The sequence below is a fragment of the Rhodococcus zopfii NBRC 100606 = JCM 9919 genome (assembly GCF_001895025.1).
GTDB lineage: Bacteria > Actinomycetota > Actinomycetes > Mycobacteriales > Mycobacteriaceae > Rhodococcus > Rhodococcus zopfii.
Genome location: NZ_BCXI01000007.1, coordinates 36984 through 63638, shown reverse-complemented (window position 1 = coordinate 63638; position 26655 = coordinate 36984). Strand labels below are relative to the sequence as shown.

25 protein-coding genes are annotated in these 26655 nt (G+C 68.7%); 15 read left to right on the top strand and 10 right to left on the bottom strand.

Annotated features, from left to right (window positions below; genetic code table 11):
- Nucleotides 1–2: 2 nt before the first annotated feature.
- A complete protein-coding gene (locus tag RZ1_RS04270) occupies nucleotides 3–1148 on the top strand; it encodes an NADH:flavin oxidoreductase (protein ID WP_072809536.1) in 1146 nt (381 codons plus the stop codon).
- Between the two features lie 351 nt (nucleotides 1149–1499).
- On the opposite strand, the gene RZ1_RS04265 is transcribed toward RZ1_RS04270, so the two are convergent.
- The 4 genes from RZ1_RS04265 to RZ1_RS04250 form a co-directional block, all read right to left on the bottom strand.
- Entirely contained in the window at nucleotides 1500–2303 is an 804-nt protein-coding gene (locus tag RZ1_RS04265) for an SDR family NAD(P)-dependent oxidoreductase (RefSeq protein WP_072809535.1), read from the bottom strand.
- Nucleotides 2304–2354: 51 nt separating this feature from the next.
- A complete protein-coding gene (locus tag RZ1_RS04260) occupies nucleotides 2355–2570 on the bottom strand; it encodes a hypothetical protein (protein ID WP_371305136.1) in 216 nt (71 codons plus the stop codon).
- Between the two features lie 22 nt (nucleotides 2571–2592).
- A complete protein-coding gene (locus tag RZ1_RS04255) occupies nucleotides 2593–3768 on the bottom strand; it encodes a 3-ketosteroid-9-alpha-monooxygenase, oxygenase component (protein ID WP_072809532.1) in 1176 nt (391 codons plus the stop codon).
- Between the two features lie 140 nt (nucleotides 3769–3908).
- On the bottom strand, nucleotides 3909–5582 hold the full coding sequence (locus RZ1_RS04250) for an AMP-binding protein (RefSeq protein WP_372481609.1): 1674 nt from the start codon (nucleotides 5580–5582) through the stop codon (nucleotides 3909–3911).
- A gap of 163 nt (nucleotides 5583–5745) precedes the next feature.
- Between RZ1_RS04250 and casG the strand changes: the two genes are divergently transcribed.
- The 7 genes from casG (at nucleotide 5746) to RZ1_RS04215 (ending at nucleotide 14061) form a co-directional block, all read left to right on the top strand.
- Nucleotides 5746–7428 carry a steroid-24-oyl-CoA synthetase gene (gene casG, locus RZ1_RS04245; protein WP_072809530.1) on the top strand — a complete coding sequence of 561 codons (1683 nt, stop codon included), beginning with the start codon at nucleotides 5746–5748 and terminating at the stop codon, nucleotides 7426–7428.
- 121 nt (nucleotides 7429–7549) lie between these two features.
- Nucleotides 7550–8311 (top strand): (7aS)-7a-methyl-1,5-dioxo-2,3,5,6,7,7a-hexahydro-1H-indene-carboxyl-CoA hydrolase, encoded by a 762-nt coding sequence (echA20, locus tag RZ1_RS04240; protein WP_072809529.1) that lies wholly within the window; start codon nucleotides 7550–7552, stop codon nucleotides 8309–8311.
- Nucleotides 8312–8324: 13 nt separating this feature from the next.
- On the top strand, nucleotides 8325–9206 hold the full coding sequence (gene ipdA / locus RZ1_RS04235) for a cholesterol ring-cleaving hydrolase subunit IpdA (RefSeq protein WP_139281764.1): 882 nt from the start codon (nucleotides 8325–8327) through the stop codon (nucleotides 9204–9206).
- Nucleotides 9203–9961, top strand: coding sequence for a CoA-transferase subunit beta (locus tag RZ1_RS04230; RefSeq protein ID WP_072809527.1), 759 nt, complete (start codon nucleotides 9203–9205; stop codon nucleotides 9959–9961). Before ipdA ends, RZ1_RS04230 begins: the two co-directional genes overlap by 4 nt.
- The gene (locus RZ1_RS04225; RefSeq protein ID WP_072809526.1) at nucleotides 9958–11022 is read left to right on the top strand and encodes an NAD(P)H-dependent flavin oxidoreductase; all 1065 of its coding nucleotides are present in this window, start codon (nucleotides 9958–9960) and stop codon (nucleotides 11020–11022) included. Before RZ1_RS04230 ends, RZ1_RS04225 begins: the two co-directional genes overlap by 4 nt.
- Before the next feature lie 149 nt (nucleotides 11023–11171).
- On the top strand, nucleotides 11172–11945 hold the full coding sequence (locus RZ1_RS04220) for an SDR family NAD(P)-dependent oxidoreductase (RefSeq protein WP_072809524.1): 774 nt from the start codon (nucleotides 11172–11174) through the stop codon (nucleotides 11943–11945).
- A gap of 94 nt (nucleotides 11946–12039) precedes the next feature.
- Nucleotides 12040–14061 (top strand): CocE/NonD family hydrolase, encoded by a 2022-nt coding sequence (locus RZ1_RS04215; RefSeq protein ID WP_072809523.1) that lies wholly within the window; start codon nucleotides 12040–12042, stop codon nucleotides 14059–14061.
- A 32-nt stretch (nucleotides 14062–14093) separates the two neighbouring features.
- Here RZ1_RS04215 and RZ1_RS04210 read toward each other — a convergent pair whose 3' ends face one another.
- A complete protein-coding gene (locus RZ1_RS04210) occupies nucleotides 14094–14678 on the bottom strand; it encodes a TetR/AcrR family transcriptional regulator (protein WP_072809521.1) in 585 nt (194 codons plus the stop codon).
- Nucleotides 14679–14774: 96 nt separating this feature from the next.
- On the opposite strand from RZ1_RS04210, the gene RZ1_RS04205 reads away from it, so the two are divergent.
- The gene (locus RZ1_RS04205) at nucleotides 14775–16181 is read left to right on the top strand and encodes a cytochrome P450 (RefSeq protein WP_072809519.1); all 1407 of its coding nucleotides are present in this window, start codon (nucleotides 14775–14777) and stop codon (nucleotides 16179–16181) included.
- A gap of 12 nt (nucleotides 16182–16193) precedes the next feature.
- On the opposite strand, the gene RZ1_RS04200 is transcribed toward RZ1_RS04205, so the two are convergent.
- Nucleotides 16194–16463 (bottom strand): DUF2277 domain-containing protein, encoded by a 270-nt coding sequence (locus RZ1_RS04200; protein ID WP_072809747.1) that lies wholly within the window; start codon nucleotides 16461–16463, stop codon nucleotides 16194–16196.
- A gap of 121 nt (nucleotides 16464–16584) precedes the next feature.
- Between RZ1_RS04200 and RZ1_RS04195 the strand changes: the two genes are divergently transcribed.
- The gene (locus RZ1_RS04195; RefSeq protein ID WP_238071709.1) at nucleotides 16585–16974 is read left to right on the top strand and encodes a hypothetical protein; all 390 of its coding nucleotides are present in this window, start codon (nucleotides 16585–16587) and stop codon (nucleotides 16972–16974) included.
- 62 nt (nucleotides 16975–17036) lie between these two features.
- On the opposite strand, the gene RZ1_RS04190 is transcribed toward RZ1_RS04195, so the two are convergent.
- The 4 genes from RZ1_RS04190 to RZ1_RS04175 all read right to left on the bottom strand — a co-directional run bounded on the left by RZ1_RS04190 (nucleotide 17037) and on the right by RZ1_RS04175 (nucleotide 20887).
- Nucleotides 17037–18191: an acetyl-CoA C-acetyltransferase gene (locus tag RZ1_RS04190; RefSeq protein ID WP_072809515.1), complete on the bottom strand. Its 1155-nt coding sequence runs from the start codon at nucleotides 18189–18191 to the stop codon at nucleotides 17037–17039.
- Between the two features lie 8 nt (nucleotides 18192–18199).
- Nucleotides 18200–18811, bottom strand: coding sequence for a TetR/AcrR family transcriptional regulator (locus RZ1_RS04185; protein WP_072809513.1), 612 nt, complete (start codon nucleotides 18809–18811; stop codon nucleotides 18200–18202).
- Nucleotides 18812–18881: 70 nt separating this feature from the next.
- Entirely contained in the window at nucleotides 18882–19682 is an 801-nt protein-coding gene (locus RZ1_RS04180; RefSeq protein ID WP_072809511.1) for an SDR family oxidoreductase, read from the bottom strand.
- Nucleotides 19679–20887 (bottom strand): acyl-CoA dehydrogenase family protein, encoded by a 1209-nt coding sequence (locus tag RZ1_RS04175; protein WP_072809509.1) that lies wholly within the window; start codon nucleotides 20885–20887, stop codon nucleotides 19679–19681. Before RZ1_RS04175 ends, RZ1_RS04180 begins: the two co-directional genes overlap by 4 nt.
- Before the next feature lie 44 nt (nucleotides 20888–20931).
- Here RZ1_RS04175 and RZ1_RS04170 point away from each other — a divergent pair, with 44 nt between their 5' ends.
- From RZ1_RS04170 to RZ1_RS04150, 5 genes are read left to right on the top strand one after another with little or no spacing between them, the layout of a single operon-like run.
- Nucleotides 20932–22479: a FadD3 family acyl-CoA ligase gene (locus RZ1_RS04170; RefSeq protein ID WP_072809507.1), complete on the top strand. Its 1548-nt coding sequence runs from the start codon at nucleotides 20932–20934 to the stop codon at nucleotides 22477–22479.
- Complete coding sequence (locus RZ1_RS04165; RefSeq protein WP_072809505.1) at nucleotides 22476–23345, top strand: enoyl-CoA hydratase; 870 nt, start codon at nucleotides 22476–22478, stop codon at nucleotides 23343–23345. Before RZ1_RS04170 ends, RZ1_RS04165 begins: the two co-directional genes overlap by 4 nt.
- Complete coding sequence (locus RZ1_RS04160; RefSeq protein ID WP_072809745.1) at nucleotides 23345–24505, top strand: acyl-CoA dehydrogenase family protein; 1161 nt, start codon at nucleotides 23345–23347, stop codon at nucleotides 24503–24505. The genes RZ1_RS04165 and RZ1_RS04160 overlap by 1 nt, the downstream gene beginning before the upstream one ends.
- The gene (locus tag RZ1_RS04155) at nucleotides 24502–25467 is read left to right on the top strand and encodes an acyl-CoA dehydrogenase family protein (protein ID WP_072809503.1); all 966 of its coding nucleotides are present in this window, start codon (nucleotides 24502–24504) and stop codon (nucleotides 25465–25467) included. The genes RZ1_RS04160 and RZ1_RS04155 overlap by 4 nt, the downstream gene beginning before the upstream one ends.
- Nucleotides 25464–26513, top strand: a complete 1050-nt coding sequence (locus RZ1_RS04150; RefSeq protein ID WP_072809501.1) for an acyl-CoA dehydrogenase family protein — start codon at nucleotides 25464–25466, stop codon at nucleotides 26511–26513. The genes RZ1_RS04155 and RZ1_RS04150 overlap by 4 nt, the downstream gene beginning before the upstream one ends.
- The last annotated feature ends 142 nt before the right edge of the window (nucleotides 26514–26655 follow it).

Genomic DNA, 26655 nt, shown 5'->3' with positions numbered 1-26655 from the left:
GCATGACGAGTACCCTGTCCCCGCTCTTCCGCCCTCTCGCGGTGCGTTCGCTCGAGCTGCCCAACCGCATCGTGATGTCGCCGATGACCCGGTCGCACTCCCCCGGCGGCGTGCCGGGACGCGACGTCGCCGAGTACTACCGGCGCCGTGCCGGCGGCGGCACGGGCCTGATCGTCACCGAGGGAGTCGCGATCGACCATCCGACCGCCGTCGACAATCCGCGGGTCCCGCGAATGCACGGCGACGACGCCCTCGACGGCTGGCGGCGCGTCGTCGACGCCGTCCACGCCGAAGGCGGCCGGATCATCCCGCAGCTGTGGCACGTCGGGCCGCTGTGGGGCGCGATGACCCGCACAGTCGATCCGGACCTGACGCCGATGCGGCCCTCGGGCCTGTGGGGGGAGCCCGGCGTCACGACGTACCCGGACGAGTACGTCACGCAGGCGTCGCGGCCGTGCCGGCCGATGACCGCCGACGACATCGCCGACGTGATCTCCGCGTACACGCGCGCGGCGCGCGCCGCGCTGGACGTCGGGTTCGACGGGATCGCACTGCACGGCGGTCACGGCTACCTGCTCGACGCGTTCCTGTGGGCGAGCACCAACCGCCGCGACGACGACTGGGGCGGCGACCTAGGGCGACGCACCCGCTTCCCGGCCGCGGTGGTCGCGGCGATCCGGGCCGAGATCGGCGAGGACACACCCGTCTTCTTCCGGTTCTCGCAGCACAAGCAGCAGGACTACACCGCGCGGATCGCGGAAACACCGGAGGAGCTGGGCACGATCCTCGGCGCGCTCGCCGCCGCGGGCGTCGATGTCTTCGACGCGAGCATCCGCCGCTTCGACGACCCCGCCTTCGAGGGCAGCGACCTGTCGCTCGCCGGGTGGGCGAAGAAACTCACCGGCGCGATGTCGATGGCCGTCGGCAGCGTCGGTATCGCGACCACGTTGCGGGAAACCCGTCTCGGCGCGGCCGCCCCGTCCCGCGACAACATTCCCGAACTCGAGCGCCGGCTCGCCGCAGGCGAGTTCGATCTCGCCGCGATCGGCCGCCTGCATCTGGCCGATCCGCACCTCGCCGCGACCCTGCGTGCCGGTGGTCCACTCCCCGAATTCGATCAGGGCGTGCACGCGCGCACCCTGACGTGACCCCCGGACCCGTGCGTGGTTTCGGTAGTTGGAACTACCAAAACCACGCACGGGTCATCGGCGACGATGGTCCAGCGCGGACGTCAGGTGGGACGCCGGTCGAACGTAGTCGTCCGACTCCGGCTCACGGACGACCGGACGCTGCGGCCACGGCTTGCCGTGGCAGCCTCCGCCACCCGCACGGGCTTCGGCGATACGCGCCCGTCGTGGCGTCGCTGCCGAAATCCTTGATGAGCGCGGGGGAAGCAGGGACCAAAAAGGAAGACGCCCAACATATGTCGTGGACGTCTTCCATAACACTCCTCGTGCGCGCTTCCGGTAGCGGGAACTACCGAAAACGCGCACGGGGGGTCAGCGGTTGAGCAGTGCGCGCATCGCCTCGGCCGCACCGCGGACCATGGCGTCGCGAGGGAAGCCGCTGCGCTTGATCGCGGCCTTGTAGTTGCCGCCCGCAACCCGGACCGGGCCGTCGGCCAGGTGCGCGAGACCTTCGCGGGCGACGTCCTCCGGCTCGGACACGAGCATGCCCGGCACGTCGAAGTTCAGTCCGGCGCGCTGCATCGCGGGGGTGCGGGTGACGCCGAGGATCAGTTCGAGGACATCCACGCCGTACGGGGCGAGCTCGAGCCACAGGCTCTCCGCGAACACGCGGCTGAACGCCTTCGACGCCGCGTAGATGCTCTGATGCTCCGAACCCATGTAGCCGGCGAGGGATCCGAGCAGCATGATCCCGCCCCGGCCCATGTCCTTCATCCGCGCCCCGAACAGGTGCGCGAGTTCGACCTGCCGGTGCACGTTCAGGTCGATGACGCCGCGGAAACCGTCGAGGTCGCCGGTGACGAATTCGTGGCCGTAGCTGTTGGCTCCGGCGTTGAAGATGAACAGTCCCACCTCGAGGTCCGCAGTGGCCGTCCGGATCTGCTCGACGGCATCGTCGTCGAGCAGATCCAGTGCGAGAGTGCGTACCTCGACGCCGTGCCTGCGCACCGCGGCAGCGGTGTCCTCGAGCGGCCCCGGCTTGCGGGCGATCAGCAGAAGGTCGAATCCGGCGCGACCGAGTTCGTCGGCGAAGGCTGCACCGACTCCCTCGGAGCCGCCGGCGATCACCGCCCACTTGCCGTAACGGGCACTGTCTATCTGCAGGGGTTCGGTCATCACTGTCCTTCGAATACTGCCGGTCCGCGATTCGCCGCGAATCGGACTGGGCTACTGGAGGATCGGGCCGGGGATGGGTGCGTCGTCGAGGACGTCGATCAGCCCCTCGGCTGCGGCGCGGGTGAGGTCCGCTTCCATCGCCGAACAGCTGAGCACCGGAGCGCCCGGTCGCCGCCCCGACGCGGACGCGCTGCCGAACTCATGGCAGAGGCTCCGCGCCTGCGCATTCCACTGGACCTCGGTGTGCTCCCAGCTGTTCTTCCGCACCAGCACCTGAGCCCGGCATTCACTACACCGCAGGGGCTGCATCCGTGTCCGCCCCTGTCGCGCGCGCCGCCCGGGCGGCAACGTTCGCCTCGACTTCCTTCATCCACGCCGCGACCGGGCGCGTGGTGTCCATCTCGAACTCGAACCGGTCGGTCATCTCCGGGGCGACGTCCGCGGCATCGACGTAGAACTGCTCGTACCAGCGGCGCAGCTGGTAGACCGGGCCGTCCTCCTCGCACAGCAGCGGGTTTTCGATCCGGGTCTTGTTCTTCCAGATCTCGATGTCCTGTTCGAAGCCGCGGGCGATGAAATCACCGAACTTCTTCGCGGTTTCGAGAGCGACCTCGGCGGGCAGCTGCGGCGACTTCTTGACGATCATGCCGTACATGAGCACGAACTTGTCGGCGGACACCGGATAGTGGCAGTTGAGCAGCACCGACTCGACGTCGTAACCCTCGTACCGGTACTTCAGGTCGTCGATCATGAACGACGGACCGAAGTACGACGCGGTGGACTCGTTGCCGAGAAGTTTCGGCTGGCCCGGGGTGTTCGGGCGCATGTCGTCGCGGGCTTGACCGTGCATGACCTGCGTCGCGACGTGGCCTTCGAACACGTTCTTGAAGTACGTCGGGAACGAGTAGTGCACGTAGAAGAAGTGCGCCATGTCGACGATGTTGTCGATGATCTCGCGGCAGTTGGTGTCGACCGCGGTGGTGTACCAGACCCACTCGGTCCATTCGTCGGACAGCGCGCCCTCGATACGGGGGATCGCGACGTCCGGCGGGGGCGGGTCGCCTTCCGGATCGTGCCAGACGAACAGGAGGCCGTCCTGGTCGAGGGTTTGCCACGCCCGCGTCTTCGCGAGCGGCGGGACCCGGCGGGCGTAGGGGATGTTCGTGCACTTGCCCTTGCCGCCCCACCGCCAGTCGTGGAACGGGCAGGCGATGTCGTCGCCCTTGACCGTGCCCTGGCTGAGGTCGCCGCCCATGTGCCGGCAGTACCCGTCGAGGATCGCGAGTTGCCCGGCGGCGTCGGCCCACACGACGAGCTTGGTGCCGAACGCCTCGACGGAGTGCGGCTTCCCGTCCCGGAAGCTCTCCGCCAGCCCGAGGCAGTGCCAGCCGCGGGCGAAGCGGGCGGGGGCAGTACCGGTGACGATCTCGCGGATGTCGGAAGTACCGGAGGTTTCCAAGCTCACGGCTGGCCGTCCTCTCTGCAGTGGTGGTCGGTGGAATCGAAAGTGCTACTAGAATTTTCGCGCTTCTATCGCCCTCACGGTAGGTGAGCCCGGAGACGGCCGAATCGCAGGTCCCACTCGGTGGGACCCCGGACCGGAGCTCAGGCCACCGGCGCCGGGAGCAACGCCGCGCGACCGTTCACCGCGAAGTCGCGTTCGATGCCGGCGCGGGCCCCCTCGTCGAGCGCAACGTAGTCGGCTGTGCGCCCGACGCGCACGTAGACGGGGTCGTCGGTGTACCACGCGACGGCCCGCAACGGCGCCTTGTCGATCTTGTTGCTGCCGGTCAGCGGAAGCCGGTCGGTGACCCGCACGAACCGCGGCCACCACTTGTCGCCCATGTCCGGTTGGGCGGCCAGTTCGTGCCCGAACACGGCGGGGTCGAACACGGCACCGGCGTCCAGTTCGACGGCGCACATCACCTGGTCGCCGGTGGTCGGATCCGGCACCGGGAACACCGGTGCCGACAGCACACCGGGGAGGCGCTGCAGGATCCGCTCGACGGGCGCCGCCGCGAAGTTCTCGCTGTCCACCCGCAGCCAGTCCGAGGCCCGTCCCGCGAAGTAGAAGTAGCCGTCGGAGTCGCGGTAGCCGAGGTCGCCGGTCCAGAAGTCGTCGCCGCGGATCCGGTCCGCGACCGCGCCGGGGTTGTTGTAGTAGCCCTCGAACGATGCGGCCGCGCCGATCGCGACGATCTGCCCGACCGCGTCCGGATTCAGCAGCCTGCCCGTTTCGTCGAACCGGGCACGGGGGCATTCGAGCCCGGTGTTCTCGTCGAGGACACGCGCGTCGGTGCCGCCGGCGGCGATCCCGAGCGACCCGGTCGGGGTGTCGGGGGTGCGGTTGATGCGCAGGACGCCTTCGCTCGAGCCGTAGCCTTCGATGACGGTGCAGCCGAACCGTTCGGAGAACCGGGCGACGTCCACTTCGGACGCTTCGGTGCCGAACGCCACCTCGAGGGTGCCGGTGCGGTCGCGGGGATCCTCGGGCCGGTTCAGCACGTACGACAGGGCGCGGCCGACGTAGTTGACGAAGGTCGCACCGAAGCGGTGGATGTCCTCGGAAAATCGGCTCGCCGAGAACTTGCGTATGAGGCCGACGGTCGCGCCGGCCCGCATCGCGGTGCCGAGATTGAGCATGACGGCATTGCCGTGGAACAGCGGCATGCACAGGTACGCGACCGAGTCACGGCGCATGTGGGTGCGTTCGACGAGCACGTCGACGAGCCGCCCGAGCCGGCCCTGGGTGACGATCACGGCCTTCGGCCTGCCGGTCGATCCGGAACTGAACAGCAACAACGCGAGGTCGTCGGCCGCGGGAACCGTGTCGGGCAGCGCGGACCCGCGGTGCGGGTCGAGGAACCGCGCGTAGCCGGGTGCGTCGATGTCGAGGATGCGGTCGGCGGACAGCCCGTGGCCGGTGCCGTCGACGAGGTGGGCCAGGCGCGATTCGGTGACGAGCAGGTCCACATCGGCCTGACGGATGTCGTCGGCGATCTCGGGCCCGCTGCGGCTGGCGTTGATCCCGACGACCACGGCTCCCGCGAGGGCACCGGCCCCGATCCAGAACACGAAGTCCGGCACGTTCTCGAGCAGAATGCCGACGTGACGCTGCCGGTCGTGCGGCGCCGGCACGGCCGCGACGAGCGCGGCGGCACGATCCGCGCTGTGCTGCACCACCTCGTCCCAGGTCCACTGCTGATCCTCGAACCGAACTCCGACCTTGTCGTCACCCTTGCGGGCACGCACGACCTCGGCGAACGTCTGCACTGCCACCTCCGAATCGTTGTGGACGCCCCCGCGCGGGCGTCCGGTGAAGCACGTTAGGAGCGGCCACCCGGGGCATCTGCGCAGTTCCCACTCACCGGTACGTTCGGATGGCGGGGCGTCGAGCGTGAGAGTCTTCGCCCGGACGTTCGGTCGAGAAGGGAGGCTCGCAATGACCGTGCCACCCGATCCTCAGCTCTTCCTCGGGCAGCTGGTCTCACGCCTGACCGGGCGTGGCGGGACCTTCGAGATCGTGATGAGCGACGTGCTCGGCGCCGAGATGCCCGTCATGCGGAACCGTGACACCGCTGTCGCGGATCTGCTGGAGCGTTCACAGGCGTGGGGCGACCGCGAGTATCTCGTCACGGCGACGCGCCGGATCTCGTTCGCCGAGCACGCCCGGGAGGCGTACGCGCTCGCGACAGCACTGCAGCAGCGGTACGGCGTCGGCGTCGGCGACCGTGTCGCGATCCTGTCGGCGAACCGGCCCGAATGGGTCACCGCGTTCTGGGCGACGCAGGCGCTCGGCGCGATCACGGTGGGCTTGAACGCGTGGTGGGCGCAGCCCGAGCTCGAGTTCGGCATCCGCAATTCCGCACCGCGGGTGCTGTTCGCGGACGAGCAGCGCGCCGAGTCCGTCGCCGGTCTCGGTCTACCCGACACGGTCGTGCTGACCGTCGAGGACGATCTCCCCCGGCTCATCGCCGAGTTCGCCGGGGCACGGCCGCCGGCGCCGCGGGTCGACGAGGACGATCCGGCGGTTCTGCTCTATACGTCGGGTACGAGTGGCGACCCGAAGGGTGCGCTGCATTCGCAACGGAACCTGTTGGCGGTCACCGATTATCATCGTTTCGCCGATTCGATCAGCGCGGCGTGGAGCGGCGAGGTGTACGACCGGGACGCCCCCTGGGAAGCGCGGTATCTGCTGACCTCTCCCCTGTGTCACATCACGAGCCTGCACAACACGATCGTCCCGCGGCTCGCAACCGGCAGCACCGTCGTGATGAACCAGGGGTGGTTCGGCGTGCGCCGCGTCCTCGAGATCATCGAGAACGAGCAGATCACGCATTGGAACGCGGTGCCGTCGATGGCGGCGCGGATGCTCGAGGTCGCCGATCTGGACGCATACGACCTGGGTTCGCTGATCCGGTTCACCCTGTCGTCGGAACCGACGTCCCCCGAGTTCAAGCAGCGTTTGCGGGAGCGGCTGCCGTTCGGCCGATACACGGTCGTCGACAGTTACAGCATGACCGAGTGCAGCACGTCGATCGCGGTGGCCAGCGCGCAGGAACTCGAGCAGTATCCGGGCACGGTGGGTCCACCGGTCATCACGGTGAGCATGGAGATCCGGGACGAGCGCGGCGGGTGGCTGCCGGACGGTCACGTCGGCGAGGTGTGCGTGCGCAGCCCGTTCGTGATGCTCGGCTACTGGGGCGACGAGGCCGCGACGGCGGCAGCGATCACCCCGGATCGGTGGCTGCGGACCGGCGACCTCGGTGTGATCGAGAACGGCCGCCTGCGTCTGCTGGGCCGGCGCGCCGACATGATCCAGCAGAACGGTGAGGACATCTACCCGTCGGAGGTCGAACGGGTGCTCGATGGACATCCGGCCGTGCGCGAATGCCTGGTCAGCGGTACTCCGCATCCCGAATGGGGTGAGGAGGTGTGCGCGGTCGTGGTTCTCGCCCCCGGGACGGAGACGACGAAAGAGGAACTCACCGCCTATCTCGCCGATCGGCTCGCGTACTTCAAGGTACCCACGCGCTGGAATCTGACGCGGAATCTTCTGCCGCGCAATACAACCGGCAAGATCGTGCGGCGCAGGCCCTCCGAGGACGACCAGCCCGGCCGCTGAGGCCCGATCCATCCTGCAGTTCCGATCCACCGTCGCCTGATCGCGGATCTGTGCCCGGGGGCGGGTGTGTGCTAGCTTACCAAGCAATCGCTTGGTTCGGTACCGACGTAAGGAACATGCCATGGGCATCACCTCCACCTCCGACGGCGCGGGAATCACCACGGTCACCGTCGACTACCCGCCCGTGAACGCCATTCCGTCCGCCGGATGGTTCGAACTTGCCGACGCTGTCCTCGCCGCCGGCAAGGACCCGGACACCCACGTCGTGATCCTTCGTTCCGAAGGCCGCGGCTTCAACGCCGGCGTCGACATCAAGGAAATGCAGGCCACCGAGGGATTCGACGCCCTCATCGCCGCCAACCACGGCTGCGCGGCCGCGTTCTCCGCCGTCTACGACTGCGAGGTCCCGGTCGTGGTCGCCGTCAACGGCTTCTGCGTGGGCGGCGGCATCGGCCTGGTCGGCAACGCCGATGTCATCGTCGCCTCCGACGACGCGGTCTTCGGTCTCCCCGAGGTCGACCGCGGTGCGCTCGGCGCCGCCACCCACCTGTCGCGCCTCGTGCCGCAGCACCTGATGCGCACCCTGTACTACACGGCGCAGAACGTCACGGCACAGCAGCTGCACCACTTCGGCTCCGTCTACAAGGTGGTGCCGCGCGCCGAACTCGACGCCGCCGCACTCGAGGTCGCCGGTCTGATCGCCGCCAAGGACACCCGCGTGATCCGCCGGGCGAAGGAAGCGATCAACCGCATCGACCCGGTCGACGTGAAGACCGCCTACCGCATCGAACAGGGCTTCACCTTCGAGCTGAACCTCGCCGGCGTCGCCGACGAGCACCGCGACGAATTCGTCGCAACCGGCAAGCCGCGTGCGAACAAGTAGGGAGAGAAAAGAAGTGCGTGACAAGAGGATTACTCTCGACGAGGCCGTCGGACAGCTGCGCAGCGGCATGACCATCGGCCTCGGCGGCTGGGGTTCGCGGCGCAAGCCGATGGCGTTCGTGCGCGCGATCCTGCGTTCGGATGTGAAGGATCTGACCGTCGTCACCTACGGCGGACCGGACCTGGGCCTGTTGTGCTCGGCCGGCAAGGTCAAGAAGGCGTACTACGGCTTCGTATCGCTCGATTCGGCGCCGTTCTACGACCCGTGGTTCTCCAAGGCCCGCACCGAAGGCGCCATCGTCGCCCGCGAGATGGACGAGGGCATGGTCAAGTGTGGTCTCGAAGCCGCCGCCGCGCGCCTGCCGTTCCTGCCGATCCGCGCCGGTCTCGGTTCCGACGTGCAGAACTTCTGGGGCGACGAACTGCAGACCGTCACCTCCCCGTACGCCGACGCCTCCGGCAAGCGCGAGACGCTGATCGCGATGCCCGCGCTGAACCTGGACGCGGCGTTCGTGCACCTCAACATCGGTGACGCCCACGGCAATGCGGGCTACCAGGGCGTCGACCCGTACTTCGACGACCTGTACTGCCTGGCCGCCGAGAAGCGCTTCGTCTCCGTCGAGAAAATCGTCGAGACCGAGCAGCTCGTCAAGGAGGTTCCGCTGCAGCAGCTGATCCTCAACCGCATGATGGTCGACGGTGTCGTCGAGGCCCCGGGCGGCGCCCACTTCACCCTCGCCGGCGAGTCCTACGGCCGCGACGAGAAGTTCCAGCGTCACTACGCCGAGGCCGCCAAGACCCCCGAGTCGTGGCAGGCGTTCGTCGACCGATTCCTGTCCGGGTCCGAGGGCGACTACCAGGCCGCCGTCAAGAACTTCGCCGAGGAGCAGGCATGACCTCCACCGAAACCGTCACTCGCGCCGAGTACTGCGCCATCGCGTGCGCCGACATCTTTGCCGGCGCCGGCGAGATCATGGCCAGCCCGATGTCCACGATGGCGCTGATCGGTGCGCGCCTGGCGCGTCTGACCACCGAGCCGGATCTGCTCATCACCGACGGTGAGGCGCTGATCCTCGCCGACACCCCCGCGGTCGGCGGGAAGGGCGCGATCGAGGGCTGGATGCCGTTCCGCAAGGTGTTCGACGTCGTCGCGTCCGGCCGACGCCATGTCATCATGGGCGCCAACCAGATCGACCGGCACGGCAACCAGAACCTGTCGGCGTTCGGCCCGCTGCAGCAACCGACCCGCCAGATGTTCGGTGTGCGCGGGGCCCCCGGCAACACCATCAACCACGCCACCAGCTACTGGGTTGGCAAGCACAACAAGCGCGTGTTCTGCGACAAGGTCGACGTCGTCGCGGGCGTCGGCTGGGACAAGGTCGACCCGGAGAACCCGGCATACAGATACCTGAACGTGTATCGAGTCGTCACCAACCTCGGTGTCTTCGACTTCGGCGGTCCCGGCCACACCTTCCGCGCGTTGAGCCTGCACCCGGGTGTCACCGCTGAGGAGGTCGCGGAGAACACCTCGTTCGCGGTCGCCGACCTCGCCGAGGCCGGTGTCACCCGCGATCCCAGCGCGGAGGAACTGCGGATCATCCGCGAGGTCCTGGATCCGAAGTGCCTGCGCGACCGCGAGGTCTCGGCGTGAGCACCCCTCGTGTGAACACGGCGCTGACGAAGCTGGTCGGCATCGAGCATCCGATCGTGCAGACCGGCATGGGCTGGGTGTCCGGCCCGCGCCTGACCGCGGCCACCTGCAACGCCGGCGGTCTCGGCATCCTCGCGTCCGCGACGATGACCTACGACGAGCTCGAGGCCGCCGTCGCGAAGACGAAGTCGTTGACGGACAAGCCGTTCGGGGTCAACATCCGCGCCGACGCGTCGGACGCCCCGCAGCGCATCGACCTACTGATCCGGGAGAACGTCAAGGTCGCCTCGTTCGCGCTGGCACCGAAGAAGGATCTGATCGCCAAGCTCAAGGATCACGGGATCGTCGTGGTCCCGTCGATCGGTGCCGCCAAGCACGCGGTGAAGGTCGCCTCGTGGGGCGCGGACGCGGTGATCGTGCAGGGCGGCGAAGGCGGCGGCCACACCGGCGGTGTCGCGACGACGCTGCTGTTGCCGTCCGTGCTCGACGCCGTCGACATCCCGGTGATCGCCGGTGGCGGATTCTTCGACGGTCGCGGCATGGCCGCGGCGCTGGCGTACGGTGCGGCGGGGGTCGCGATGGGTACCCGCTTCCTGCTCACCACCGACTCCGCCGTGCCGGATTCGGTGAAGCAGCAGTACCTTTCGCGGGGCCTGCAGGACACCACGGTCTCCGTGAAGGTCGACGGTATGCCGCACCGGGTTCTCAACACCGACCTGGTCAACGCGCTCGAGAAGTCCAGCTACGCAAAGGGACTCGTCGCCGCGACGAGGAACGCGATGAAGTTCAAGTCGATGACCGGCATGAAGTGGTCGACGCTCGTCAAGGACGGCCTTGCCATGAAGAAGTCCGGCGACCGCACGTGGCAGCAGATCATCATGGCCGCGAACACCCCGATGCTGCTCAAGGCCGGCCTGGTCGAGGGCAACACCGAGGCGGGCGTGCTGGCGTCCGGTCAGGTGGTCGGCATGATCGACGACCTGCCGAGCTGCCGGGAGTTGATCGACCGGATCATGACCGAGGCCGTCGAACGCATCGACGCACTGTCGGCGCTCCGATAACCTCGCTGCACCGAAGCGCCGCCCCGCCCTTTCCGGGCGCGGGTGGCGCTTTCCGTTGCGGGGCCCTTCCCAGATCGGGGCGCCGTCCGATAGGTTCAGAATATCATTCTTGAGAATGGGAACAACATTTCTGGACGAGAGGCAGCCCCATGACCGACGCGATCCCCGCTCCATTCGATCGATTCCGCCTCGACGGCAAGGTCGCGCTCGTCACCGGCGGCAGCCGGGGCATGGGCAAGGAGATTGCGCTCGCGTTCGCGCAAGCCGGCGCCGATGTCATCGTCGCGAGCCGCAAGATCGAGAACTGCGAGAAGGTGGTCGCCGAAATCCAGGAGACCACCGGACGGCGCGCACTCGCCTACGGTTGCCACATGGGCCGCTGGGACGAGATCGAGGGCCTCGTCGACGCCACGTACGCGATGTTCGGGCGCATCGACATCCTGGTCAACAATGCCGGCATGTCGCCGGTCTACCGGAACATCGCGGACGTCAGCGAGTCGCTGTGGGACAGCGTGCTGGGCCTCAACCTCAAGGGTCCGTTCCGGCTCACCCAGCTCGTCGGACCCCGGATGAAGGAGCAGGGCAGCGGCACGATCATCAGCGTGAGCAGCAGCGGCTCCCTGCACCCCTCGGGCGCGTTCATCCACTACGCCTCCGCCAAGAGCGGCCTCAATGCCATGACCGAGGGCTTCGCCGATCTGCTCGCCCCCGAGGTGCGCGTCAACACCCTCATGCCCGGCCCGTACCGCACGGACATCTCCAATGCCTGGTCCCCCGAGCAGATCCGGCAGTCGGGCGAGGCCGTGCACCTGCAACGGATCGGAGAACCCCACGAGATCGTCGGCGCTGCACTGTTTCTCGCGAGCGACGCGTCGAGTTTCACCACCGGCACCATCGTCCGGTCCGACGGCGGATTCCGCTGAGCAGGAGATGGAGACCGGGCGCAGGATCGTTGACCGGCCCCGCCGATCGGGATAGGTTGCTCCGGGGGTTTGACCGTCGACAGGGGGATTCCGGGTGAAGAGACGATTCCTGCGCGGGGTGATCGCGGCGCTGGCCGTCGCCTCCACCGCCGCCGCCGCGATCACCGCCGCACCGATCGCCGGCGCCGATCCGTCCGGTGGTGCCGATGCGGCCGCCTGGCAGGCAGCGGTCGACGCACCCGACGCGTACCCGAACACCGCCGTCGAATGGGACGTCCCCATCACGATGAGCGACGGCACCGTTCTGCGCGCCAACGTCTTCCGTCCGGCGGATGCGCACGGAGCACCGATCGCCGATCCGACACCCGTCGTCCTCAACCTCACGCCCTACACGAAGCTGCTCTCGACCCTGGGGACGATCGTCGCCGATGATCCGACCCTCGCGCCCCTGGCCGAGGGACTCGGCGACACACTGAACTTCGCGGCCCCGTTCGACGGAGTCACCGAGCTCGCGAAGACGACCGGCGGCGGACTCGTGCAGGTTTTCGGCCTCAACCGCGATCTCGTCCAGAACGGCTACACACAGGTCATCGTCGACGTCCGCGGCACCGGCTTCTCGCAGGGCGAATGGCAGGTCCTCGGCCCGCGCGAACAGCAGGACACCGTCGAGGTGATCGACTGGGTGTCGAAGCAGCCGTGGTCGAACGGCAGCGTCGGTACCAGTGGCGTGTCCTATTCGGCGATCAACCAGCTGCAGGGCGCGGGTCTGCGACCGGCAGCGCTCGACGCGGTGTTCGCGATGGAACCCGGCAACGACCTGATGCGGGACATCGTCGGCACCGGCGGCGCGCTCGGTATCGGATTCATGCCGATGTGGCTCACCCTCGTCAACGGGCTCAAGTGGATCCCGGACATGCAGGCACTGGTGCAGGGCAACTTCGACGCACAATGGCTGCGCGACCGCCTCGCCGACCCCGCCACCAAGCTCCCCGAGCTCCTCGAGGCGGTCACCGCCGCCACGGTCGAGGGGGTCTCCCCCGGCGCCCTCGAGGTCGCGCAGGACGGACCGTTCTACCAGGAGCGCACCGCGAATCTCGAGTCGATCGAGGTGCCCACCTTCGTCTTCGGCGGCTGGCACGACATCTTCGCCAACAGCGAACCGGATATCTACAACCGCATCCCGGTCGCACCGGGCGAGAAGCAGCTCGTCATGGGCGACGGCTACCACATCGTGGCGGGCACCGACTTCGGCAAGCCCGGCTACCCGCCGAAGCTCGGCACACTCCAGCGCGCCTGGTTCGACCATTGGCTCAAGGGCATCGACAACGGCATCGAGAACTACGGGCCCGTCACGCTGTTCCAGCAGGGCGGCGGATGGACCACCACCGGCCAGTTCCCGCGCGCCGGCGCCGAATTCGAGAAGTTCCATCTGTCCGGTGCGCCGAGCGGCACCGCCGGTCACGCCGCCTACGACGGATCGCTCACGTCCGAAGCTCCCACCGACACCCGGGATCTGACGGTCGCGCCGGGCCTACGCGGGTTCTGCTCGCGCGAATCAGCGGTCGGGACAGCCGGATTCACGGTGCTGCTCGGTTCGAACTGCACCAAGGATGCCCGGTTCAACGAGGCCGAAGGCCTGACCTTCACCGGCGCGCCGGTCACCGAACCGACCCAGATCTCCGGCGCGATCAACGTGCACCTGAACACCGTGCTCGACGCCCCCGACGGCTTCTGGTCGGTGACGGTCAACGACGTGGCGCCCGACGGCCGTTCGACCGTGCTGACCTCCGGCGCGCTCGTCGCGTCGCTGCGCGGAATCGACGACTCCCGCAGCACCTTCACCCCGGCCGGCGACTACGCTCGCGCGGTCCCGTATCTGACGCTCGACACGCGGCAACTCGTCCAGCCCGGCGTGCCCACCCAGCTCGACATCTCCACGGTGCTCACCGACGCGATCCTGCAACCCGGTCACCGCCTCCGGATCAACGTGTACGCGTCGAGCCTGCCGCGGTCGCTGCCGCTGGGCCCGATGCTCCACGACAGCGGCCTGAAGCCGCAGCACATCCGACTCGACCCGTCGGCACCGAGCTTCGCATCCGTCCAGATCGTGCGCTGACCCGCGATCGTCGGCCGACCCGGCCGGGATGCTCAGTTCGTTCGCGTGGTGAGCATCCCGGCGAGCGCGTCCAGGCACAGCCCACGCAGTTGCGCGGTGGTGATGGTGGGACGGTCCAGCCAGTCGATGCACACGGTGCGGACGAACGAGATCCACCCGCGCACCGCGAGTTCGACGAGCTCGCGCTCGGCTGCCGGCGGGGCGAGAGCCTCGACGATGCGCTGCTGCTGCACGTCGAGTTCCGCGTCGACGATGCCGCGGATGCTCGCGTCGGCCGAGACGGCACCGCGGTTGATCGCCAGCACACCCTGCGCATGCGACTCGATGTACTCCAGGTAGGCGTCCAGCCCCGCCGCGATCCGCTCGTGCACCGAGAGCGCCGGATCCGGTTCGGTGACGGCGAGCAACCGGTCGGACTCGCGTTGCACGACCGCCGCCATGAACTCGCGCTTGGTCGGAAAGTAGTGGTACATCAGCCCCCGGGAGACGCCGGCGAGCTCCGCGACCTCCTCGATGCGCACGTCCTCGTAGGCGTGTTGCGAGAACAGCCGGGCACCGATGTCGAGCAGCTCGGTGCGCCGCTGGTCGGGGCTCAGACGTCGCCGCGGTTGTGCCATGCCGCCAAATCTACGTCTTGACAGGCACGTTTCCGGGCGTACCGTGGCTACTGTACGTCGGTTCAATAAGAGTTCGACTGTCCGGGGGACGAACAGATGGCCGTTGCCACCTCGCACGTGTTCGACACCGAGATCCCGCATCCGCCGTGGCGGGTGCCCGTGCTCGGCGACGTGCTGGGCATGTCCCTGAGCGCTCCGGTCCAGAATTCGATGGAGATGCATCGCCGGCTCGGCCCCGTTTTCGAACGCCGCCCGTTCCGGTTGCGGTTCGTGTTCGTGTGTTCCGGCGAACTCACCGCCGAACTGTCCGACGACCGTCGCTTCGCCAAACACCTCGCACCCGGAGTCGAAGCGTTGCGCAGCCTCGGCGGAGACGGACTGTTCACCGCGTTCAACGACGAACCGAACTGGCGCCGCGCGCACGAACTGCTCACCCCCGCCTTCGCTCAATCCGCAATGCGCTCGTACCACGCGACGATGCTGGATGTGACGGCCGACCTGCTCGATCACTGGGACCGGCGTGCCGTCGCCGACGGTCGGGTGGACGTGGCGGCCGACATGACCAAGCTGACCCTCGAGACGATCGGCCGCACCGGGTTCAGCTATTCGTTCTCGCCGTTCGAACGCGAGCGTCCGCATCCGTTCGTCGAGGCGATGGTCGGCGGGCTGGCGTTCTCGCAGCGCAGCGCCCTGCGGCGGCTGCCGGTCGTCGGGCGGCACCTGTTCCCCGAGGCGAAACGGCAGTACGACCTGGACCGCGCCTACCTGCACCGGGTCGTCGACGAGGTGGTGCGCAGCCGGCAGGCCGCGGGCGCGACCGGGCACGACGATCTGCTCGAGCTCATGCTGCGGGCGGCGCGGGAGAACGACCCGAACCGGATCGACGACGAGAACATCCGCAACCAGGTACTCACCTTCCTGGTCGCGGGGCACGAAACAACCTCGGGCGCATTGTCCTTCGCGCTCTACTATCTGATGCGCAATCCGGAGGTGTTCGCCCGCGCACGAGCCGAGGTCGACGCGGTGTGGGGTGAGGACACCCCGGCGTTCGAGCAGGTCGCGAAGCTGCGGTACGTGCGGCGCGTGCTCGACGAAGCGCTGCGGCTGTGGCCGACCGCGCCCGCCTACGCCCGCGAAGCGCGTGCGGACACGACGCTCGGCGGACGGTACCGGCTGAGGAAGGGTGACTGGGTGCTCGTGCTGCTCCCGGCGGTGCACCGCGACCCCGAGGTGTGGGGTCCGGACGCCGAGACGTTCGATCCGGATCACTTCCTTCCCGAACGGGTCCGGGCTCGCCCGGGGCACGTGTACAAGCCGTTCGGAACCGGCGAACGCGCCTGCATCGGACGCCAATTCGCCCTGCACGAGGCTACCCTGGTTCTGGGAAGTCTGTTGCGCCGCTTCGACTTCGACCTGGATCCGCGCTACCGGCTTCGGATCGCCGAACGGCTCACCCTGATGCCGCAGGGCCTGTGCCCCACGGTGTCGTCGCGCGCCCGCTGACCGCGCGGCGATTCAGCCGCGCGCCGCGATGCGCGCCTGCACCTCGGGCCGCCGCAGCGGCGGGATCGTCGCCGGGGGTTGCCGCCGCTCCGGCAAGGCGGCCAGCAGCCGGGCGGTGGTAGCCGTGACCTCCGCGACGGCCTGCTCGAACGGTTCGCGGGTGGCGTCGGACAGCTTCTGAATGCCGCTGACCTTACGGACGTATTGCCGCGCGGCAGCTTCGATCTCCTCCGCGGTCGCGGCGGGTTCGAGTCCGCGCAGCTCGGTGATGTTCCGGCACATGTGTCCGAGAGTAGTCGCGAGCGGCCGGGCCGACAGCACCTCGCAAGATACGGACGTATGACGCAATCCCATCGTATGGTCGAACAATCCCTACGGAAGGAGCCGAATGAGAGTCCGATACGTGAGCGCAGCCGCAGCCGTGTTGTCCACCGCGGCGATCATCCTGACCACTCCCGGTATCGCCGGTGCCGCGGCGACCGCAGAGGTCGTCCCGGGGCGTGCCCGGGTGAAGGTGACCGTGCACGGTGTGCCGGTGCACCCGGAAAGCTGCCGGGTCGACCCCGATGCGGACGGGAACACCCAGAGCCTGCCGTTGGAACCGTCGGGAACGATGCTCGCGCACAACGTCGCACCCGGCCCCCGCCGGGTACTGGTGTGGTGCCCCGACGGCGGCATCATCTACCAGAACATCGTCCACGTGCTGCCCGCCGATCCGGTGGCCGACGCAATCGACATGATGTTCCGGACCGCCGGCAGCAGCGACCGCGTCACCGATCCGACACTCCGTTAGAACGATCACGGTGTCCGTCCTACCCAACCCCGCCGGACAGGACGGACACCGTAGGTCCTGTGTCAGCCCTCGACGCGCTCGATGATCGTGACGTTGGCGGTGCCGCCGCCCTCGCAGATGGTGAGCAGGCCGTAGCGGCCGCCGGTGCGCTCGAGTTCGTTGAGCAGCGTCGCCATCAGCTTGGTGCCGGTCGCCCCGAGGGGATGGCCGAGAGCGATGGCGCCGCCGTTGACGTTGACCTTCGCGGGGTCGGCGCCGATCTCCTTGATCCACGCGAGCACGACGGGCGCGAACGCCTCGTTGATCTCGATGAGGTCGATGTCGTCGATCGTCAAACCGGCCTTCTCCAGGGCGTACTGCGTCGCCGGAATCGGGGCGGTGAGCATGAAGATCGGGTCGTCGCCGCGGGCGCTGAGATGGTGGATGCGGGCGCGGGGCTCGAGGTTGTACTTCTTCACGGCCTCGTCCGACGCGAGCAGCACCGCGGACGCGCCGTCGGAGATCTGACTCGCGACCGCCGCGGTCAGGCGCCCCCCGTCGACGAGGGGTTGCAGCCCGGCCATCTTCTCGAGGCTCGTGTCGCGCGGGCCCTCGTCGACGGTCACGTCACCGAACGGCACGATCTCGTTCTCGAAACGACCCGCGGCGATCGCGGCCTTCGCGCGTTCGTGGCTCTGCAGCGCCCACCGCTCGAGTTCCTCGCGGCTGACGTCCCACTTCTCGGCGATCATCTCGGCGCCCTTGAACTGGGAAACCTCGTCGCTGCCGTAGCGCTCGGTCCAGCCCTTCGAGCCGCCGAACGGGGTGTCGAAGCCGTACTGCTGCCCGGCGATCATCGCCGACGAGATCGGGATCTGCGACATGTTCTGCACGCCACCGGCGATGATGAGATCCGCGGTGTTGCTCAGGATGGCCTGGGCGCCGAAGTGGATGGCCTGCTGGCTCGACCCGCACTGGCGGTCGACGGTGACGCCCGGAACGTGCTGCGGGTAGCCCGCGGCGAGCCACGCGGTGCGGGCGATGTTGCCCGCCTGCCCGCCGATCGCGTCGACGCAACCGAACACGACGTCGTCGACATCGGCGGGGTCGATGCCGGTGCGTTCGACGACCGCCTTGATCACGTGGGCGCCCAGGTCGGCGGGATGCACGCCGGCGAGGCCGCCCTTCTTCTTGCCGATCGGGGTCCGCACCGCGTCGACGATGTATGCCTCGGTCATGTTTGCTCCTATGAGGATTCGGGTCCCGACAGGCCGTCGAGGACGATGCTGAGGTACTGCTGTGCCACGTGGTCGGCGGTGAGGGCCCCGCCGGGCCGGTACCAGCGCACCGCGACCCACACGGTGTCGCGCAGGAACCGGAAGACCAGTTCGACGTCGACGTCGGGCCGGAAGCTGCCGTCGGCGACACCGCGTTCGATCACACCGACCCACAGGTCGCGGAATTCGGTGTTGAGCTCGGAGATGTATGCGAAGCGTTCGTTGCCGACGAGGTGCTTGGCCTCGTCCTGGTAGATCGCGACCGCCGCGTGCGATTTGTCGATCGATTCGTAGGACGCGGTGATGAGCCCTTCGAGGGTCGCGCGGGAGTCGAGCCCGGAGGCGACGATCTTGCGGTAGCGGCCGAACAGGTCGTCGAGAAATCCCCGGAGGATCTCGTCGACCATCGACTCCTTCGAGTCGAAGTGGTGATACAGGCTGCCGGACAGGATGCCCGCCGCGTCGGCGATGTCCCGCACGGTGGTCGCCCGCACGCCGCGGGAGGCGAACAGGTCGGCGGCGATGGCGAGCAGTTCGGTGCGGCGTCCGGATTTACCGGCGTCGTCACGGGGTGGAGTCATGGAACCATCCTTTCAAGCGGCCCGGTGCGCCCTTTGGGCCGCCGGGGAGCCCGAAGGACGCAGCGGACGATCACGCCCTCTGCGAGGAGATCGAGACGACCTCGCCGGTGAGGTACGTGGTGTAGTCGCTGGCGAGCATCGCGATGGTCGCAGCGATCTCCCACACATCCGCGGCCCGTCCGAAGGCCTCCCCGGCGGCGAGGCGGTCGAGCAGTTCCTCGCTGGTGACCTTCGCGAGGAACGCGTGCCGCGCGATGGAGGGGGCAACCGCGTTGATCCGCACCCCGTATTCGGCGGCTTCGATCGCGGAGCAGCGGGTCAGCGCCATGACGCCGGCCTTGGCGGCGGCGTAGTGCGCCTGCGAGTGCTGGGCGCGCCAGCCGAGCACCGACGCGTTGTTGACGAGCACCCCGCCGTGGTCGACGCTGCGGAAGTAGCGCAGCGCGGCACGGGTCGCGCGGAACGTGCTGGTCAGGGTGATGTCGAGGACGCGGTCCCACTGGTCGTCGGTCATGTCCACGACGGGGGTCTCGCCGCCGAGGCCGGCGTTGTTGACCAGGACGTCGATGCGGCCGAGTTGCTCGGCGGCACCGGTGATCAGGGCGTCGACCTGCTCGGTGGACGAGACGTCGCACACGATCGAGGTGACCTGCTGCTCCGGGAACTCGGCGGCCAGCTTCTCGACGGTCTCGGCCAGGCGGCGTTCGTGGAAGTCGGAGACGAGCACGTCGCCGCCCTCGAGCAATGCGCGCCGCGCGGTCGCGAAGCCGATGCCGGTGCCGGCCGCAGCGGTGACGACGACCTTCTTGCCGGCGAGCAGTCCGTGGCCGGGGGTTTCGACGGGAACTTCCGCCAGGGGTGAAGTGGTCACGCGCGTGCCTCTCGAGGAAGGCCGAGCACCCGCTCGGCGATGATGTTGCGCTGAATTTCGTTGGATCCGCCGTAGATGGTGTCGGCGCGGGTGAACAGGAACAGCCGCTGCCACTCGGCGAGTTCGAGGTGTTCGGGGTCGGTGATCACGGACGGAGTGCCGGCGTGGTCGTGGTCGGGTCCGATCAGGGAGGCCGCGCCCTGCACGTCCATGGCCAGCTTGCCGAGATCGCGATGCCAGTTGGCCCACAACAACTTCTGCACGGATGCCTGGCCGGGGTCGGCGTCGGCGAGGGCGCGCACCGCGTGGGCGCGCATGACCCGCAGGCCGATCCGGGCGCGGGCGATGCGTTCGCGGATGTGCGGATCGTCGGTGGCGCCGGCGGCCTCGGCGAGCGCGACGATGCCGTCGAGTTCGCGGGCGAATCCGATCTGCTGGCCGAGCGTGGAAACGCCGCGCTCGAAGGTGAGCAGCGCCATCGCGACCTTCCAGCCGTCCCCGGGCGCCCCGACGACGAGGTCCGCCTCGGTGACGGCGTCGTCGAAGAACACCTCGTTGAACTCGGAGGTGCCGGTGAGCTGCTGGATGGGCCGGACGGTGACGCCGGGCTGGTCGAGCGGCACGAGCAGGAAACTCAGGCCCTGGTGCCGGGTCGAGCCGGGCTCGGTGCGGCACACCACGAACGCCCACTGCGCGACGTGCGCCAGCGAGGTCCACACCTTCTGCCCGCTGATCACCCACCTGTCGCCGTCGAGCCGCGCGGTGGTCGAGACGTTGGCAAGGTCGGATCCGGCACCCGGTTCCGAGTAGCCCTGGGCCCACAGTTCGGTGACGTTGCGGATTCCGGGCAGGAAGCGCTGCTTCTGCTCGTCGGTTCCGAACGCGATGAGGGTCGGACCGAGCAGTTCCTCACCGAGGTGGTTGACCCGCGCGGGCGCGTTCGCCCTGGCGTACTCCTGATGGAAGATCACCTGTTGTTCGAGGGTGGCGCCGCGTCCCCCGTACTCGGCCGGCCATCCGATACACGTCCATCCGGCGGCAGCCAGATGCCGGTCCCAGGCCAGCCGTCGTTCGAAGAACTCGTGCTCGCTTCCGGGCCCGCCCTTACCCCTGAGCTCGGCGAATTCACCGGTCAGGTTTTCTTCGAGCCACTGGCGGACGGTGGCCGCAAACTCTGCGTTCTCGAGACTCTCGCTCTGATCCACGTCTGTACGATAACCTACCAAGCAATTGCTAGGTAGGGAGCTCTGTGACCGCACATCCGAGAACCACGCCGGCCGCCCTGGACCGCGCCGCCGGCGACCACGCCGACCGGCTCGCCATCGCCGACGGCGATATTCGTCTGACCTTCGCACAGCTGCGCGATCAGGTCCGGGACTTCGCCGCCGCACTCGCCGCAAGCGGCGTCGAACCGGGCGCCCGCGTCGCCCTGTGGTCGCCGAACACGCATCACTGGGTCGTCGCAGCCCTCGGTGTGCACTGGGCCGGTGGCGTCGTCGTCCCCATCAACACGCGCTATACCGGCGCCGAAGCCGCCGACATCGTCGACCGGGTGCACGCCGCTGCGCTCGTCGTCGTCGGCGAGTTCCTCGGCACGGACCGCTACGCCCAGCTGCGCGACGCCGCCCCCGAGCTGCACGTACCGCTCGTCGTGCGGGTCCCGTTCGGCGGAACCGACACTCCCGTCGAGGGCGTGCAGGACTGGGACGACTTCCTGGCCCACGCGACCGATGCGACCCGCACCGACGCCGATGCGCGCGCCGCCGCGGTCGACGCCGACGACGTCTCCGACATCCTGTTCACCTCCGGTACGACCGGCCGCAGCAAGGGCGTGCTCAGCGCACACCGCCAGGCGATCGGCGTCGCCCAGGCGTGGGCCGACTGCGCGGAGCTGACGGCCGAGGACAACTACCTCATCATCAACCCGTTCTTCCACACCTTCGGATACAAGGCCGGCATCCTCGCCGCCCTGCTCTCCGGCACCACCGTGGTGCCGATGGCCGTGTTCGATGTCGAGAAGGTCATGGCGATGGTGTCCGCGGAGCAGATCAGCGTGCTTCCGGGAGCGCCGACGATCTACCAGAGCATCCTCGATCACCCGCGCCGCGACGAATTCGACCTGTCGAACCTGCGCGTCGCCGTCACCGGTGCCGCACCGGTGCCCGTCGCGCTCGTCGAACGCATGCAGACCGAACTGGCCTTCGACGCGGTACTCACCGCCTACGGCCAGACCGAAGCGGTCGTCGCGACCATGTGCCGCACCGACGACGACCCGGTCACCGTGTCCACCTCCTCCGGCCGCGCCACCGCCGAGTTCGAGGTCCGCATCGGCGACAAGGGCGAGATCCTGCTGCGCGGACCCAATGTGATGCTCGGCTACCTGGACGATCCGGAAGCGACCGCCAAGACCATCGACGCCGACGGCTGGCTCCACACCGGTGACGTCGGAACTCTCGACGAGCGCGGCTATCTCGACATCACCGACCGCCTCAAGGACATGTACATCAGCAACGGGTTCAACGTGTACCCGGCCGAGATCGAGGCGGCGTTGCTGCGTCTGCCCGGCGTGCACGAGGTCGCCGTGATCGGCGTCCCCGACGAGCGCGCCGGCGAGGTCGGGCGCGCCTTCGTCGCGACACTGTCCGGAGCCGATCTCACCGAAGACGCGGTGACCGCGTTCTGCAAGGAACGACTCGCGGGCTTCAAGGTCCCCCGATCGGTGCGATTCGTCGACCACCTGCCCCGCAACCCATCCGGCAAGGTTCTGAAAAACGTTCTGCGTGAGGAGAAATCATGACCGTCCCGTTCGAGCCCGATGTCGTCACCTACGAGGTGCGTGACGGGGTCGCGATCGTCACCCTCAACCGTCCGGACTACCGCAACGCGCAGAACTCGGTGATGACCTACGCGCTCGACGCCGCATTCGAGCGCGCCGTCGAGGACGACGAGGTCAAGGTGATCGTCCTGGCCGGCAACGGCAAGCACTTCTCGGCCGGCCACGATCTGGGCACCCCGGGTCGCGACCACCACGTGCACTACGACAACAAGGCCGTCATGTGGTGGGACCACATCGACAAGCCGGGCGGCGACCAGCGATACGCCCGCGAGATGGAGGTCTACCTCGGCATGTGCCGCCGCTGGCGGGAGATCCCCAAGCCCACCATCGCGTCGGTGCAGGGCGCGTGCATCGCCGGTGGCCTCATGCTCGCATGGGTGTGCGACCTGATCGTCGCGTCCGAGGACGCATTCTTCTCCGATCCCGTGGTGCGCATGGGCATTCCGGGGGTCGAGTATTTCGCGCATCCGTGGGTGCTCGGCACCCGCTTCGCCAAGGAGATCCTCTACACCGGCGACCGCTTCACCGCCCAGCGCGCGTACGAGGTCGGCATGGTCAACCGGGTCGTGCCGCGCGAGCAACTCGAGGACGAAACCCTCTCGCTCGCAGCGCGGATCACGGAGATGCCGCGCTTCGGTCTGGCCCTGACCAAGCGTGCCGTCAACCAGTGCGAGGACCAGATGGGCATGCGCAACGGCATGGACTCGGTGTTCGGCCTGCACCACTTCGCGCACGCCCACAACGCCGAGGTCGGGACCGATTCACTCGGCGGCATGAACGCCAAGTCGATGGCGGCCAGCGCCCGGCCCGTCCAGGAAGGCAAGTGATGGATCTCGAGTTCGACGACGCCACTGTCGCATTCCGCGACGAGGTGCGGGCGTTCCTCGCCGAGAACGTGCCGTCCACACCCCTGAAGTCGATGGACACGAAGGACGGCTTCGAGGAGCACCGGCGGTGGGAACGCACCCTCGCCGACGCCCGCCTGTCCGTCGTGTCCTGGCCCGCCGAACTCGGCGGCCGGGACGCAACGCTGCAGCAGTGGGTGATCTTCGAGGAGGAGTACTACCGCGCCGGCGCGCCCGGACGGGTCAGCCAGAACGGCATCTTCCTGCTCGCCCCCACCCTGTTCGAGCACGCCAACGCCGACCAGCTCGCGCGCATCATGCCGCGGATGGCGCGCGCCGACGACATCTGGGCCCAGGCCTGGTCCGAACCCGAATCCGGTAGCGACCTGGCGTCGCTGCGGTCCACCGCGACCCGCACCGACGGCGGCTGGCTGCTCAACGGCCAGAAGACGTGGAGCTCGCGGGCGAGCTTCGCGGACTGGGGTTTCGGCCTGTTCCGCTCCGATCCGGATGCGCAGCGCCACAAGGGCATCACGTACTTCATGTTCGACCTGCGCTCCCCCGGCGTCACCGTCCGCCCCATCGACCAGCTCGACGGCGAGCCGGGCTTCGCGGAGATCTTCCTCGAGGACGTGTTCGTGCCCGACGACCCGGCGAACCCGGGCGAGTCCGGTGTCATCGGCGGTGTCAACGAGGGCTGGCGCGTCGCCATGAGCACCGCGTCGAACGAACGGGGCCTGTCGCTGCGCTCCCCCGGCCGCTTCCTCGCGACCGCGGACCGGCTGCTGCAGCTCTACCGCACCTCCCCGCTGCACGGCGACGCTGCGCTGCGGAACCGGGTGGCGGACGCGTGGATCGGTGCGCGGGCCTACGAGCTGTCCACGTGGGGCACCGTCACTCGCCTCGAGGCCGGCGGTCAGCTCGGCGCCGAATCGTCGATCAACAAGGTGTTCTGGTCCGAATGGGACATCGCCGCCCATGAGACCGCCCTCGAACTGCAGGGCCCGGAGGCCGAGCTCGTCGACTCCTGGACCGACGGCTACCTCTTCTCGCTGTCCGGTCCGATCTACGCGGGTACCAACGAGATCCAGAAGAACGTCATTGCCGAGCGGCTGCTCGGCCTACCGAAGGGCGACCGATGAGATTCGCACTCGACGAGTCCCACGAGGACTTCGCCGCGAGCATCGACGCGCTGCTCACCAAGTCGGACATGCCGGCGGTGATCCGCGCCTGGAACACCGGCGACACCGCCCCCGGCCTGAAGGTGTGGCAGCGCCTGGCCGAGACGGGCGTCAACGGGCTGCTCGTCCCCGAGGAGCACGACGGTCTCGGCGCCGACGCGATCGATCTGGTCGTCGCCGTCGAGCAGCTGGGCCGCCACGCCGTGCCCGGGCCCGTCGTCGAAACTGTCGCCGTCGCACCGGCACTGCTTGCCGCGGTCGCCCCCGGCCGGCTCGCCGCACTGGCGTCCGGTTCCCTCGCGACGGTCGCAGCGGCTCCGCACGTGCCGTATGCGGTCGACGCGGATGCCGCAGATCTGGTTCTGCTCGTGCAGGATTCGACCGTGTCCACCGGTGTCGCCGGAGACGTGCACGGATCGGTCGATCCGGCCCGACGGCTGTTCGCGGTGACCGCGGCGGACGCACTCGGCACCGCGGACTTCACCGGCGCATTCGATCTGGGTGCGCTCGCAACCGCGGCGCAGTTGCTCGGACTGGGCCGGACCCTGCTCGACACCAGCACCGAATACACGCAGCAGCGCAAGCAGTTCGGGCGCGTGATCGGTTCCTTCCAGGCGATCAAACACCAACTCGCCGAGGTTGCCGTCGCCCTGGAGATGGCCCGCCCGCTGTTGCTGGGTGCAGCCCTCGCCGTGCGGGACGGGCTGCCGACGGCCTCGCGCGACGTCTCAGCCGCCAAGGTCGCCTGCGGTGACGCCGCGTACCGGGCGGCTCGCACGGCACTACAGGTCCACGGCGCGATCGGCTACACGCAGGAACACGACCTGTCGCTGTGGCTGACCAAGACCCGGGCGCTGGTCACCGCTTGGGGCACACCGGATGTGCACCGGGCGCGGGTCGTCGCAGCATTGGAGGCGTCGTGACGTTCGAAACCGAGGATCGTGCCGCCCTGCGGCAGTCGGTGCGGGATCTGCTGGCGAAGCACTCCGATTCCGCCGCCGTGCGCAAGGCCATCGCGTCAGCGGACGGCTTCGACCCCGCCCTGTGGGGCCGGCTCGTCGAACAGATCGGGGTTGCGGCACTGGCGATTCCCGAGGAATTCGACGGGGTCGGCGCGTCGCTCGCCGAAACCCACGTCGTGCTCGAAGAACTCGGTCGCACCCTGACACCGTCGCCGATGCTCGGTTCCGCCGTGCTCGCCGCGCAGACGCTGCTGCTGTCGGGTGACCACGACGCGTGCGCCCGGCTGTTGCCGGGCATCGCGGCCGGCGAGGTCGCCGCGGTGTGCTGGGCGTCCGAATCCGGCTGGACCGCAACCGGTGTGACGGCATCCGGCGATTCGCTCACCGGCACCGCCCACTACGTGCTGGGCGGTGACGTCGCGACGACCCTGCTCGTGCTCGCCACCGACGATGCCGGAGTGTCGCTGTTCGAGGTGGATCCGGCAGCCGGCGGGGTCGACCGCCGCCGGGTCCCGACGATGGATCCGACGCGGTCGCTGGCGGAGGTGTCGTTCACCGCGGTGGCCGGGCGGCGTCTGTCGTCCCCGGCCGATCTGGTCGAGCGGCTGAAGACCGTCGCGCTCGTCGCACTGTCCGCCGAGCAGGTCGGGGCCGCGCAGGCCGCACTGGATCTCACCGTCGACTACACGAAGAACCGCAAACAGTTCGGTCGCGTCATCGGCTCGTTCCAGGCGCTCAAGCACCGCATGGCCGACATGTACGCACTCGTCGAAACCGCCCGGTCGATGTCGTACGCGGCGGCGCTGTCGCAGGATCCGCAGGATGCCTACGCCGCGAAGATCTACTGCTCGGAGGCGTTCGAGCAGGTCGCGGCCGAGGCGATCCAGTTGCACGGCGGCATCGCCATCACGTGGGAGCACGACGCGCAGCTCTATTTCAAGCGCGCTCACGGCACCGCGCAGTTGTTCGGTCAGCCGCGCGACTACCTGACCGCGATCGCGTCGTAACCGACGGTCGATACGGACGGCCGCGTGGGAATCAGCACCCGCGCGGCCGTTCTCGTGCGCCGATCCCGGGTTTGCCGCCGGATCGCCCGATGCCTCGCCCGCGCGTATGTCCCACCGGCCGAGTGACGTCGCCCATCCGGAC

Bases quoted from the DNA above. Each gene is read 5' to 3' on its own strand.
- RZ1_RS04270 (WP_072809536.1), top strand. From the start codon at position 3: ATGACGAGTACCCTGTCCCCGCTCTTCCGCCCTCTCGCGGTGCGTTCG.
- RZ1_RS04265 (WP_072809535.1), bottom strand. From the start codon at position 2,303: ATGACCGAACCCCTGCAGATAGACAGTGCCCGTTACGGCAAGTGGGCG.
- RZ1_RS04205 (WP_072809519.1), top strand. From the start codon at position 14,775: ATGGCCGTTGCCACCTCGCACGTGTTCGACACCGAGATCCCGCATCCG.
- RZ1_RS04210 (WP_072809521.1), bottom strand. From the start codon at position 14,678: ATGGCACAACCGCGGCGACGTCTGAGCCCCGACCAGCGGCGCACCGAG.
- RZ1_RS04155 (WP_072809503.1), top strand. From the start codon at position 24,502: ATGAGATTCGCACTCGACGAGTCCCACGAGGACTTCGCCGCGAGCATC.
- RZ1_RS04220 (WP_072809524.1), top strand. From the start codon at position 11,172: ATGACCGACGCGATCCCCGCTCCATTCGATCGATTCCGCCTCGACGGC.
- RZ1_RS04200 (WP_072809747.1), bottom strand. From the start codon at position 16,463: ATGTGCCGGAACATCACCGAGCTGCGCGGACTCGAACCCGCCGCGACC.
- RZ1_RS04190 (WP_072809515.1), bottom strand. From the start codon at position 18,191: ATGACCGAGGCATACATCGTCGACGCGGTGCGGACCCCGATCGGCAAG.
- RZ1_RS04160 (WP_072809745.1), top strand. From the start codon at position 23,345: ATGGATCTCGAGTTCGACGACGCCACTGTCGCATTCCGCGACGAGGTG.
- RZ1_RS04185 (WP_072809513.1), bottom strand. From the start codon at position 18,811: ATGACTCCACCCCGTGACGACGCCGGTAAATCCGGACGCCGCACCGAA.
- RZ1_RS04230 (WP_072809527.1), top strand. From the start codon at position 9,203: ATGACCTCCACCGAAACCGTCACTCGCGCCGAGTACTGCGCCATCGCG.
- echA20 (WP_072809529.1), top strand. From the start codon at position 7,550: ATGGGCATCACCTCCACCTCCGACGGCGCGGGAATCACCACGGTCACC.
- casG (WP_072809530.1), top strand. From the start codon at position 5,746: ATGACCGTGCCACCCGATCCTCAGCTCTTCCTCGGGCAGCTGGTCTCA.
- RZ1_RS04165 (WP_072809505.1), top strand. From the start codon at position 22,476: ATGACCGTCCCGTTCGAGCCCGATGTCGTCACCTACGAGGTGCGTGAC.